Below are 12369 nucleotides of genomic sequence, written 5' to 3'. Positions count from 1 at the left end.
TTAATGGACTAGACGATCGCAGCTGTCGTCTTACCGGATCGACCTTCCGGCGCATTGTTCGATGTCGGAATTTTGTTAGTTACCCCGCCACGCATACCCTAGATGTAAGAGCTGCATTGCGCTTAAATGAGCGCACGTTAAAGCCGGCCAACCCAAAGCCGAAGAAAAGTACGCAGCAGTGAAACTTTCTGCCTCCGCAATGGTACATACCATTCGTCCGACCTCAGGTCGGATTCCCTGGCAGCCAAAGGCGATGGCGATGCACTTATCTATACATGCGGGTTTTGTATTGGCGCCTGCTGTCCGCAACAGGCATCCGACGTACGACTGGTACGTGTGCAGACATGGGAAGGCCGGCTGATGCACCGCAGCCTTCACAGCAAGCAAGGATCGGCTTTCCTGTTGACGCAGGACGCGCGTCTGGCATCGCAGGTCAAGGCGAGCCTCGCACCGCTCGCCCCGAGTTTTGCGGTGTTTTCCGACGAACTCGAACTTCTGCGCTCGCTGCGGCATTCCCCTTGCGAGCTGTTGGTCTTCGACGCGACCTGCGTCGCGTCGGACGACAGCTCGCTGCTGGCCTGGCAACGCTGCCACAGTGGACATCCCACACCGCTGATCGTGCTGGGGCGTTTCAACTGTGCCCACGACATTCTGGCCTGGTACCGCGCCGGCGCACACGATGTACTCGCCCTGCCGTTCAATTCCCACGAACTGCATGTGCGTGCGGCATTGGCGCTTTCGCCGGTGGCCGAGGCGTGCTCAGAGAGCCAGCAGCTGAGTGTTGGTCCATACCAATTGATTCGCGACGAAAATACCGTGTATCTGCACGGCAAGCCGATCGTGCTGACCGCACGCGAGTTCTCGATCGCCTGGCTGCTGTTTTCCAGCCCCGGCGTGTGTTTCCGCCGCTGCCAGTTGGCCAAGGCGGTCTGGGGTAGCCACACCGAGTTCACCGATCGCACGATGGAGCAGCACATCTACAAGCTGCGCAAGAAGCTGCAGCTGTGCAATCACAGCGGCATGGTGCGCATCAGAACCGTGTATTCGCATGGTTACAAGCTGGAACTTGCCACGCCTGACAAGGATGCGCCCGGCAAGGCCATCAGCCCCAGCACCGCCCATCATGCTGCGGCCTGTTGACCGATGTGAGCGCTGCAAAAGCGGCAGCGCAGCGATCGGCGTCGACCCGCGCTTGCGCGCCTGCTATCGGACCGTGCGTTGCAGTGAGTCGTCCGCCGCCATGCGTTGATCTGGTCAGGCATTAATTGGAAGAGGCGTTCGCCAGATCCCACGCCGAGTGGAAAAACGTATCCGCTAAACAATTCAAGAATGTATTGAAAACACGAACAGACTCTTGGCGTATTGCCGGTCGACTGCTTGCTACGCCTTGGCGAGACGTGTAAGCCCTTGCGGGCGATCAAAAATGGCCCAATCGAGCTGAATGCCGCACTTGTCCACGCGCGTGCTGGTGACAGCCTCCGCCGGCCGGCTCTCTCCAGAAACGACAATGGCGCGGAGAAGTCTCCGCGCCATTGTTCGATCAGGCCTTGCACCCGGTTACTGCTTGGGATTCTCGCCGTACTCGTTCGGGCCGGGCGTGCCTTCCAGGCACATGAAGACCAGCACGATGAAGCCGCCGACGTACGGCACCAGGCTGATCAGATAGAACCAGCCCGACTTGCCCTGGTCGTGCAAGCGACGCACGGTCACTGCAATGCTCGGCACAATCAATGCCAGCACCACGATCCCCATGACGGCAGCAACCAGCCATGCCAGTGCACCAGGACCGTTCTCGCCGCCCATCAGTGCAGCCGCAATGCCGAACAGGCCGCCCAACACCAGCAGGACGATCGCCTGCAGCAGCATGAACATCCAATATTCCTTGCGGCGCGAGCGGCCATTGAAGTCGGCGTAGCGCTTGAGTGGCAACAACATCCATTCCATCGTGTTTCTCCTGATAACGCGCAGTGAGCGCTGTCCGTGATCCGGTGCACAGTGCAACGGGCCGCGCATGTTGCCATAGCCGCCCTGCGCTGAAAACGTTTTCTTATCGACGAATGGCAGATCGCGACCTGCTGGCCGACGGACGGTCACCGGAGCTGGCGGCGGCCAGCCCGAAACTTCATTGATGTCATTCCGGCATGGCGCAGGCGGCCATACCGTCCACTGCGCGGGGGGGCGGGGTCAGCTCATCGCGTGCAGAGCGACGCCTGTGCCGACAGTCGCTCCCCTGCTGCGCCGGCATCACTCGGCCGCCGCTTCCAGTGCCTGGCTCAGCCGCTCCACCGCAACGATCTCCATGCCCTTGATGCTGGTGGTCTTGGGCGCGTTGGCCTTGGGCACGATCGCGCGCTTGAAGCCATGGGTGGCGGCCTCTTTCAGACGGTCCTCGCCGTTGGGTACCGGCCGGATCTCGCCGGACAGCCCCACTTCGCCAAAGGCGATGGTCTTCTCGGACAGCGGCCGGTCGCGCAGCGAGGACAACACCGCCAGCAGCACCGGCAGGTCGGCGGCGGTTTCCTGCACACGGATACCGCCGACCACGTTGACGAACACGTCCTGGTCGCCCACCACGATGCCGCCGTGGCGGTGCAGCACCGCCAGCAGCATCGCCAGCCGGTTCTGCTCCAGACCCACTGCCACGCGCCGCGGATTGGACAGCGGCGAGGCGTCCACCAGCGCCTGCACCTCCACCATCAGCGGACGGGTACCTTCGCGGGTGACCATCACGCAGCTGCCCGGTTGCTGGGTGCTGCCGCCGGACAGGAAGATCGCCGACGGATTGGAGACCTCCTTGAGGCCCTTCTCGCCCATCGCGAACACGCCCAGCTCGTTAACCGCACCGAAGCGGTTCTTGAACGCGCGCAACAGCCGGAACCGGCTGCCGCTCTCGCCTTCGAAGTACAGCACCGCATCGACCATATGCTCCAGCACGCGCGGGCCGGCGATGCCGCCTTCCTTGGTCACATGGCCGACCAGGAACACCGCGGTGCCGGTCTCCTTGGCATAGCGCACCAGCCGCGCCGCGCTCTCGCGTACCTGGCTGACCGAGCCCGGCGCTGCAGTCAGCGACTCGGTCCACAGCGTCTGTACCGAGTCGGCCACGATCAGCTTCGGGCGCGCCACGCTGGCATGCTGCAGGATGTTTTCGATGCCGGTTTCGGCCAGCGCGTTCAGGCCCTCCAACGGCAGATCCAGCCGCACCGCGCGCCCGGCCACCTGCGCCAGCGATTCCTCGCCGGTGACGTACAGCACCGGCAGCGTGCTGGCCATGCTCGCCAGCGCCTGCAGCAACAGCGTCGACTTGCCGATGCCGGGGTCGCCACCGATCAGCACCACCGCGCCTTCGACCAGACCGCCGCCCAGTACCCGATCAAACTCGCCAATGCCAGTGGACACGCGCGCCTGCTCGGACTGCTGCACGTCCTTGAGCGCGGTGATCTTGGGCGCCTCGGCCTTGCCGGCCCAGCCGCTACGCCGCGATGCCGCAGGCGAGGCCTTGCCGCCGGGCGTGGCGCTTTCGAGCACGATCTCGCTGAGCGTGTTCCACACCCCGCACTCGGTGCATTGCCCCTGCCACTTATTGTATTCGGCGCCGCACTCGCCGCAGACATAGGCCGTTTTCGCCTTCGCCATCGTCAGTTAACCAATCGCTTCTGGAGCGACAGGATAGTCGGCGTCGGTCTCAGGATGCGCGACGCTGGCTCGGGATTCGGGATTCGGGATTCGGGATTCGGGATTCGGGAATCGGGAATCGGGAATCGGGAATCGGGAATCGGGAATCGGCCAGGCTGCGGCGGCGCAGGACTGGATGCAACCGCGCATGCCTGCTGCTGCGTTTTCATTCGGACATCGATGGCGCCGAGCGTTTGGCTGGCGCGATGTCTTTTGGTCGGTCGGCACCGGCATCGGTACCGACCAAGACCAGCGTCTGGAGCCGCATGATCGATCGCAGCCGGTCATGTAGCTCCAGGTCTTGCCATTGCCCGCTTCAACGGCTGCGAGCCGGCGGCCGCCACTCAGCGCGGCTTGTACAACTCGCTCAGGTGATCCGGCTTGCCGGGGATGCGTTCCAGATGCGGATATAGCAGGCCGCCGTGGTAATCGATGCGCACGGTGTCGTAGCGATCCAGGCGCTTGACCAGCAGTTCGATCGGCGCGGTGGTGCCCTTGGCCGCCTTGATCGCGTCCTTGATCACCTCACTGCTGAAGGCGCGGCCGTTGACCGCCACGATGGTGTTGCCGGCGATCAGGCCGGCATTGAAGGCCGGGCCGTCCCACAGCACATCGCCGATATCGCCAGAGGCCTTCAGGGACACGCCAAGCGAATAGGTCAGGCTGGCGTCCTTGTCGTCGCTCTCGTCGGCCTTGGTGGCCAGGTTCGGCTCCTCGTTGTAGACCAGCTTCCAGCCGTTGGCTTCGATACCGCCGTTCAAGGAACCATGCCCGTCCATGCGGCTGCGCAACAGGCTCGCCCAGTCGTAGGCGGCGATGCCATTGAGCGTGGCGACGATGTCGTCGAAGGTGTACGGGTTGACGTCCCAGTCGCCGTTCTTCATGCCGAAGAAGGCCTTGCCGAAATCGTCGATGGAACGCTTGTTGTTGGTCAGCGCGCGCAGCTTGCTGTCCACTTCCAGCCACATCATCTGGCCGCCGGAATAATAGTCCTCGGCCATCTGATAGCTACGGTAGGCCTTGGGCCGGCGCATCGACATGGTCGGGTCGTTGGTGGTGTCCTGCACGGTGCGCCAAGCCATGCCGGGGCGACCGCGCTCGTAGTTCGCCGCCACGCCGGCCAGCATCTCGCGCGCCTGATCCTGCGTCCACAGGCCCGAACGCGCAGCCATCACTTCGCCCCAGAACTGGGTCTGGCCTTCGTAAAGCCACAGCAGGCTGTCACCCATCGGCACGTTGAAGTTGGGCGTGGCCAGGTCGGCACCACGGCGGTACTTGCCGTTCCAGGAATGGTTGAACTCGTGCGCGAGCAGATCGCGACCGGTCCAGCTCTTGTCCCACTCGGTGAAGTAGGTCGGCACGCCGCTGTTTTCGCTGGAGCGATGGTGCTCCAGGCCGATGCCACCCAACTTCTTGGTCAGCGCCAGCAGGAATTCGTAGTGGTCGAAATGCCGCGCGCCGTAGAGCTTGTCCATCTGCTGCACCAGCGACGCATGCGCCTTGATCTGCTCGGGCTTGGCCTCCAGCGACTTGGCCTCGTCGGCGAACACGTTGAGGTAGACCGGCTGCTTGCCGCCGCTCAGCTCCACGCGCTTGTAGTACTTGCCCGCAAACATCGGCGAGTCGACCAGATCGTCGAAGTCGATCGGCTTGAAGGTCACCGTGTCGCCAACCCGGCGGTCGGTCTCCAGCGCCGTGGCATAGCTCCAGCCGGCTGGCAAGGTGACGCTGGCCTGGGCCTTGATGTTGCGTGCGAAGACGCCGGCCGGATACAGCGCCGTGGTGTTCCACTGCAGGTTGAGCATCTCCGGGGTCATCATCACCCGGCCCTGGTTGGGGGCTTGCGGCGAGAGGAACTTGAACTCGGCCACTAGCTCGCTGGCGCCCTGCGGCACGTCCACGGTGAAGGCATACACATCGAACTGGTCGCGCTTCCACGGCACCACCTTGCCATCGACCTTGATCACCAGACCGGCGAGCTTGTCGATCGGCCCGGTCGGCGAGTGATTGCCGGGAATCCACTGCGGATACAGCAGCGTCATCGGGCCCGGCCGGGCCGGCATGGTGGTTTTGACCTTGAAGATGCGATGAGCCAGATCGGTCGCATCGACGTCGATCTTCAAGGTGCCGTCGAACGGCACATCCTGCGGCGCGGCAGTTTGTGCGGCCGCAGGCAACGACAGTGCCGCCAGCAACGACACGGACAACAAGGTGGGGATCTTCATCGCAACTCCGCAGGGACCTGGAACAGGCAAGCCCACGATGCTAAGCGCCTGCCCGCGCTTCCCCGTATGCCATAGGTCATGCTGCGCAGCGATTCACACACAAAAAAGCCGCCGGTGACCCGGCGGCTTTTTGTCCAGCATGCTTCGATCCGGCGTGCCGTGATCCGGCACAGCGCCGTCTCAATGCATCATGTTGACGTTCATGTTGTGCAGCACCCACAGCGAACCGACGATCACGATGCCGATGATCAGCAGCGAGAACAGGCCCACCTGCACGTTGGAGCGCTGCTCGGGCGAGCGATCCATGTGCAGGAAGTACACCATGTGCACCAGCATCTGCACTGCGGCCATCAGCGAGATCACGATGACGGTGACGCCCTTGGAGAACGCCCCGCTCATCACCATCGCAAACGGGATGACGGTGAGGATCACGGCCATCACAAAGCCGATCAGGTAGGACTTCAGGCCGCCGGCATGTGCGTCGGCAGCGGTTTCATGCGCGTGGTGATTGGCCATTACAGCGCTCCCAGCAGGTAGACGACGGTGAACACACCGATCCAGATGATGTCCAGGAAATGCCAGAACAGGCTCAGGCAGGCCAGACGCGTGCTGTTGCGCGGGGTCAGGCCGTTCTTGGAGATCTGGATCACCAGCACTGCCATCCACAACAGACCCGAGGCCACGTGCAGGCCGTGCGTGCCCACCAGGGTGAAGAAGGCCGACAGGAACGCGCTGCGCCCCGGACCCGCCCCTTCATGGATCAGATGGTTGAACTCCCACACTTCCATGCACAGGAAGCCGATACCCAGCAGTGCGGTGACACCCAGCCAGGCGTACAGCCCGGTCATGCTGCGCTTGTGCGCGGAAATCATCGCAACGCCGAAGCTCAGGCTGCTGAACAACAGCAGGAAGGTTTCCACCAGCACGAACTTCAGGTCGAACAGCTCCTTGGCGGTCGGTCCATCCACCGTGGCGCCCGAGAGCACCGCATAAGTGGCGAACAGACCGGCGAACAGCAGGCAGTCGCTCATCAGGTAGACCCAGAACCCGAAGACGGTGTTGCCACCGGCGTCGTGATGTTCGTGGTCGTCGTGGCCGCCCGCGTGGGCGGCGTGGTCAAGCGTGGTCGAGGAAGACATGGTCATACCACCTTCGCGGCCTGCGCCGCATGTTGCTGTTCGAGCAGGGCAAAGCGCGCGTTTTCGATGCGCTCCACTTCGTCGGCCGGCACCCAGTAATCGATGTCGTCATCGAAGGTGCGCGCAATGAAGCTGCCGATCATGCCGACCAGGCCGATGATGGCCAGCCACCAGATGTGCCAGATCAGACCGAAGCCCATCAGCACGCTGAAGGCACCGATATACACGCCTGCCCCGGTATTGCGCGGCATGTGGATCGCCTCGTACTTGGACGGACGCACCCAGCCCTTGCCGTTCTGCTTGTCGGCCCAGAACTGATCGCGGTCGTCGATGTGCGGCAGCACGGCGAAGTTGTAGAACGGCGGCGGCGAGGAGGTGGCCCACTCCAGCGTACGGCCATCCCACGGATCGCCCGTGTAGTCCATGTGCTCCTTGCGCTTCCAGACGCTGTAACCGATCTGCACCAGGTTCAGGAAGATACCCAGGCCGATGATCGCAGCACCGGCCGCAGCGACGTACAGCCACGGCGCCCACTCGGGGTGGTTGTAGGTGTTCATGCGACGGGTCATGCCCATGAAGCCGAGCACGTACAGCGGCATGAAGGCCACGAAGAAGCCGATGATCCAGCACCAGAACGAGGCCTTGCCGATCTTCTCGTTGAGCTTGAAGCCGAACGCCTTCGGGAACCAGTAGGTCAGGCCGGCCAGGTAACCGAACACCACGCCGCCGATGATCACGTTATGGAAGTGGGCGATCAGGAACAGGCTGTTGTGCAGCACGAAGTCCACGGCCGGGATCGCCAGCATCACGCCGGTCATTCCGCCGATGGTGAAGGTGATGATGAAGCCTATCGTCCACAACACCGGCGAGGTCATGTGCACACGGCCGCGGAACATGGTGAACAGCCAGTTGAAGATCTTCACGCCGGTCGGGATCGAGATGATCATCGTCGTGATGCCGAAGAACGCATTGACGTTGGCACCCGAGCCCATGGTGAAGAAGTGGTGCAACCACACCACGAACGACAGCACGCCAATGCACGAGGTCGCGTAGACCATCGAGGTGTAGCCGAACAGGCGCTTGCGGCTGTAGGTCGCGATCAACTCGGAGAAGATGCCGAACGCCGGCAGGATCAGGATATAGACTTCCGGGTGACCCCAGATCCAGATCAGGTTGACGTACATCATGGCGTTGCCGCCACCGTCATTGGTGAAGAAGTGCGTGCCCAGGTAACGGTCGGCACCCAGCAGCGCCAGCGCCACGGTCAGGATCGGGAATGCGGCGATGATCAGGATGTTGGTGATCAGCGCGGTCCAGGTGAAGATCGGCATGCGCATCAGGGTCATGCCCGGCGCGCGCATCCGCATGATCGTCACGAAGAAGTTGATGCCGGTCAGCAAGGTGCCCAGGCCTGAGACCTGCAACGCCCAGATGTAGTAATCGACACCGACCCCCGGACTGTATTCCAGCCCAGACAACGGCGGATAGGCCAGCCAGCCGGTCTGCGCGAATTCGCCGACACCCAGCGAGATGTTGATCAGCGCCGCACCGGCCACGAACAGCCAGAAGCTCAGCGAGTTCAGGAACGGGAACGCCACGTCGCGTGCGCCGATCTGCAGCGGAACGATCAGGTTCAACAGGCCGGTCATGAACGGCATGGCCATGAAGAAGATCATGATCACGCCGTGCGCGGTGAAGATCTGGTCGTAGTGGTGCGGCGGCAGCACACCTTCGCCGCCGTTACCCGCCAGCGCCTGCTGGGTGCGCATCATCGCCGCATCGGCGAAGCCGCGCAGCAACATGACCAGCGCCACGATGATGTACATCACACCAATGCGCTTGTGATCCACTGAGGTGAACCACTCGTTCCACAGGTAGCCCCACAGCTTGTACTTGGTGATGGCGCCCGCGATGAGCAGGCCGAGCAGGCCGGCACCACCGAGTGCGACCATGATGATCGGCTCGTGGTACGGAACCGCCTCGATCGTAAGTTTGCCTAGCATCACTTGTCTCCAGAAGTGCACATGGCAACCGGCTCTGCAGCCGCTGCCTGATGGTCGCCATGGCCTTTGTTATGGCCCGGACCATTCATGTATTTGTCGACGAGCGAGCGGAACATGCCGTCCTGCACCGACGAGTAGTAGGTGACCGGATACTGTTCCTTGTCGTTGCGGTTGGCCGCCAGCACCTGGTACTCGGCGGCGTTCAACGCGGTCGGCGATGCCTTGACCTTGGCCACCCACGCATCGAAGCCGGCCTGATCGACCGCATGCGCCTTGAAGCTCATCTTCGAGAAGCCGTGACCGCTGTAGTTGGTCGACAGGCCGAAGTATTCGCCCGGCTCGTTGGCCACCAGGTGCAGCTTGGTTTCCATGCCGGCCATCGCGTAGATCATCGTGCCCAGGTGCGGGATGAAGAACGAGTTCATCACCGTATCGGAGGTGATCTTGAAGTTCAGCGGCGTATGCACCGGGAACGCGATCTCGTTGACCGTGGCGATGTTCTGGTCCGGGTAGATGAACATCCACTTCCAGTCCAGCGACACCGCTTCGATGGTGATCGGCTTGACGTCCGAATCCAGCGGCCGGTACGGGTCCAGCGCGTGCGAGGAGCGCCAGGTCAGCACCGCCAGCACCAGGATGATCACGCAGGGGATCGACCACACCACCACTTCGATGGCGGTGGAGTGCGACCAGTCCGGCTCGTAGCGCGCCTTCGTGTTGGACGCGCGATATTTCCACGCGAACGCAATCGTCATCACGATCACCGGGATGACCACGATCAGCATCAGCACGACCGAGGTGATCAGCAGCTGCTTCTCGTCGTGGCCGATCTGGCCTTTCGGATTGAGAATGGCCGAGTTGCAGCCTGCCAACAGCAGGAACGGCAGCATCAGGCCTGGACGAAGTACACGCCCGAGATGTTTCAACGGAATCATCGGTCGATCCAAGTGCGAAGGAACGCCAGCCTCGTTCGTCGTATCCATGTGGACTCGTCCTGAAGGCGCGCTTCCCGGGGGAAGGCGGCCACGCAGACCGAAGACACGAGTTAGCTCCCTGATTTTAGACTTTGCTGCACCTGCACGAAACCCATCGGCAATGATCTGTCGCAATTAATGCGCGCAAAACTGTGCGACATGTTGTCGCAGCGCTGCGCGGGGCGGCAAAGATGCGGTTGCGGCCATCGATTGAGGCCTGCGTGATGTGCGGCGTATATGGCGGCGCAGCGCCGGGATGTGCGTGATCGGCCCAAAACGCAACTGGGCCGACCAATGGTCGACCCAGTGCTGAAGCGATGGTGCCGGAAATAGGAATCGAACCTACGACCTACGCATTACGAATGCGCCGCTCTACCAACTGAGCTATTCCGGCGAGCCGTGAATTGTAGGAGCGGAGCCGGTGCCCGGTCAATCGCCGCCAGGCGGCGGACTACGCATCCCGGCCTCGAGCCCGGCGCTGTGGCCTTCGAACGATGGCCTCCTGCAACTGCGAAACGCCCGGACTTGCCGCATGCACTCGACGCCGGCTCAGCCAGCCCGGAGCACCCGCTGTCAGCTGACCAGACGCAACCGCAGTTCCTTGGGCAGCGCGAACACCATCGATTCCGGCTCGCCTTCCAGCTCGGACACACCCTCGGCGCCCAGCTCGCGCAGCCGCGCCAGCACGCCATCGACCAGCACCTGTGGTGCGGAGGCGCCGGCGGTCAGGCCGATGTGCTGCTTGCCGACGATCCAGGCCGGGTCGATCTCGCCGGCGTTGTCGATCAGGTAGGACTCCACCCCGTCGCGCCGGGCCAGCTCGCTGAGGCGATTGGAATTGGAGCTGTTGGGCGAACCAACCACCAGCACCAGATCGCACTGGCGCGCGAGATCGCGCACCGCATCCTGGCGGTTCTGGGTGGCGTAGCAGATGTCGTCGTGGCGCGGCCCCTGCATCGCCGGGAAGCGCGCACGCAGGGCCTCGATGATGCCCATGGTGTCGTCCACCGACAGCGTGGTCTGGGTGGTGTAGGCAAGGTTCTCCGGCTGGCGGATCTGCAACGTGGCGACCTGCTCGATGTCCTCGACCAGATAGATCGTGCCCGGGCCGCGCTCACGGCTCCACTGCCCCATCGTGCCTTCCACTTCCGGATGCCCGGCGTGGCCGATCAACACCACGTCGCGGCCGGCCCGGCAATGCCGCGCCACCTCGAAATGCACCTTGGTCACCAGCGGGCAGGTCGCGTCGAACACCTTGAGCCCGCGGCGCTCGGCTTCCTGACGCACCGCCTGCGAGACGCCGTGCGCGCTGAAGATCACCGTGGCGTTGTCGGGCACCTCGTCCAATTCCTCGACAAAGACCGCGCCGCGCTGCTTGAGGTCGTCGACCACAAAACGGTTGTGTACCACTTCATGGCGCACATAGATCGGCGCGCCCAGCGTTTCGATCGCACGCTTGACGATCTCGATCGCGCGGTCGACACCGGCACAGAAACCACGGGGATTGGCGAGCAGGACATCCATGGCGGGCATTCTACGGGAATGGGGAATGGAGGATGGGACCGGGCGGCGCCGGTGCGCCGCGACTTCAGCGTCGATTCCTACTTCCGCATTCCCGACTCGCGCTTGCCGGACTTGTCGAACAGACCGAATACCGCGATCCCGATGGCGCCGCCGACGATCGCCGAGTCAGCGATGTTGAACGACGGCCAGGTGTGGCTGCCGATGTACCACTGGATGAAATCGACCACATGGCCGTGCATCAGGCGGTCGATCACGTTGCCGATCGCCCCGCCGATCACCAGCGCATACGGCAGCGCGCTGCGCCATTCGCTGCGTGCGGTGCGCGACAGCCAGAACGCCAGCAGCCCACTGATGCCCACCGCCAGCGCGGTGAAGAACCACAGCTGCCAGCCGCCGGCATCGCTCAGGAAGCTGAAGGCCGCGCCGGTGTTGTAGGTGCGGTACCAGTTCCAGAAGCCGTCGATCACCGGCACCGGGGTGTACTCGGGCAGGCTGGACAGCACCCAGGCCTTGCTCCACTGGTCCAGCCCGACCACGAGTGCCGACAGCAGCAGCCAGATCAGGGCGGAGGGTTTGGGGCGTTGACTCATGTCGGAAGGTCGCAGTTGGTGGTGACTTCTCCGACGTCGGAGAAGATGCCTGGATGGCGATAAGTAAGGGCGGTGGCAGATGAAGCTGACGAAAGCGGGATGACAGGCTGGCAAGGATGGCATGGGCACCGGAGCCGGCCACCCTGCCCCGCCGTGCCGCATGCGCCACGCTTCAGCAAGGGACTGCATGCAGCGCCGGGGCACTCGTCATCCGGCACCAGCGCCTGCCCATGATGCCG

At 63.2% G+C, this 12369-nt stretch carries 10 protein-coding genes and 1 tRNA gene; 1 reads left to right on the top strand and 10 read right to left on the bottom strand.

Going from position 1 to position 12369, the window contains the following annotated elements:
• Nucleotides 1-360: 360 nt before the first annotated feature.
• Nucleotides 361-1140 carry a winged helix-turn-helix domain-containing protein gene (locus XARJCFBP2528_RS00625; RefSeq protein ID WP_026064103.1) on the top strand — a complete coding sequence of 260 codons (780 nt, stop codon included), beginning with the start codon at nucleotides 361-363 and terminating at the stop codon, nucleotides 1138-1140.
• Nucleotides 1141-1557: 417 nt separating this feature from the next.
• Here XARJCFBP2528_RS00625 and XARJCFBP2528_RS00620 read toward each other — a convergent pair whose 3' ends face one another.
• The 10 genes from XARJCFBP2528_RS00620 to lspA form a co-directional block, all read right to left on the bottom strand.
• Complete coding sequence (locus tag XARJCFBP2528_RS00620; protein WP_016901521.1) at nucleotides 1558-1944, bottom strand: DUF805 domain-containing protein; 387 nt, start codon at nucleotides 1942-1944, stop codon at nucleotides 1558-1560.
• Nucleotides 1945-2244: 300 nt separating this feature from the next.
• Nucleotides 2245-3636: a DNA repair protein RadA gene (gene radA, locus XARJCFBP2528_RS00615; protein ID WP_016901522.1), complete on the bottom strand. Its 1392-nt coding sequence runs from the start codon at nucleotides 3634-3636 to the stop codon at nucleotides 2245-2247.
• 383 nt (nucleotides 3637-4019) lie between these two features.
• Complete coding sequence (locus XARJCFBP2528_RS00610) at nucleotides 4020-5900, bottom strand: M61 family metallopeptidase (protein WP_016901524.1); 1881 nt, start codon at nucleotides 5898-5900, stop codon at nucleotides 4020-4022.
• Nucleotides 5901-6080: 180 nt separating this feature from the next.
• Nucleotides 6081-6416 carry a cytochrome o ubiquinol oxidase subunit IV gene (gene cyoD, locus XARJCFBP2528_RS00605; RefSeq protein WP_006450195.1) on the bottom strand — a complete coding sequence of 112 codons (336 nt, stop codon included), beginning with the start codon at nucleotides 6414-6416 and terminating at the stop codon, nucleotides 6081-6083.
• A complete protein-coding gene (cyoC, locus tag XARJCFBP2528_RS00600; RefSeq protein WP_006450194.1) occupies nucleotides 6416-7045 on the bottom strand; it encodes a cytochrome o ubiquinol oxidase subunit III in 630 nt (209 codons plus the stop codon). Before cyoC ends, cyoD begins: the two co-directional genes overlap by 1 nt.
• Entirely contained in the window at nucleotides 7042-9042 is a 2001-nt protein-coding gene (gene cyoB, locus XARJCFBP2528_RS00595; RefSeq protein ID WP_016901525.1) for a cytochrome o ubiquinol oxidase subunit I, read from the bottom strand. The genes cyoC and cyoB overlap by 4 nt, the downstream gene beginning before the upstream one ends.
• Nucleotides 9042-9977, bottom strand: coding sequence for a ubiquinol oxidase subunit II (gene cyoA / locus XARJCFBP2528_RS00590; protein WP_024940071.1), 936 nt, complete (start codon nucleotides 9975-9977; stop codon nucleotides 9042-9044). The genes cyoB and cyoA overlap by 1 nt, the downstream gene beginning before the upstream one ends.
• Nucleotides 9978-10334: 357 nt before the next feature.
• Nucleotides 10335-10410: transfer RNA gene (locus XARJCFBP2528_RS00585), tRNA-Thr, on the bottom strand.
• Between the two features lie 179 nt (nucleotides 10411-10589).
• Nucleotides 10590-11540 carry a 4-hydroxy-3-methylbut-2-enyl diphosphate reductase gene (gene ispH / locus XARJCFBP2528_RS00580; protein ID WP_016901719.1) on the bottom strand — a complete coding sequence of 317 codons (951 nt, stop codon included), beginning with the start codon at nucleotides 11538-11540 and terminating at the stop codon, nucleotides 10590-10592.
• 77 nt (nucleotides 11541-11617) lie between these two features.
• Nucleotides 11618-12130 carry a signal peptidase II gene (gene lspA, locus XARJCFBP2528_RS00575; RefSeq protein ID WP_047124176.1) on the bottom strand — a complete coding sequence of 171 codons (513 nt, stop codon included), beginning with the start codon at nucleotides 12128-12130 and terminating at the stop codon, nucleotides 11618-11620.
• Nucleotides 12131-12369 lie beyond the last annotated feature (239 nt).

Origin of the sequence: Xanthomonas arboricola pv. juglandis (assembly GCF_001013475.1) — a bacterium.
Taxonomy (GTDB): Bacteria; Pseudomonadota; Gammaproteobacteria; order Xanthomonadales; family Xanthomonadaceae; genus Xanthomonas; species Xanthomonas arboricola.
The sequence above is the reverse complement of the archived record's forward strand: the minus strand, read 5'-3'. Positions and strand labels throughout refer to the sequence as shown.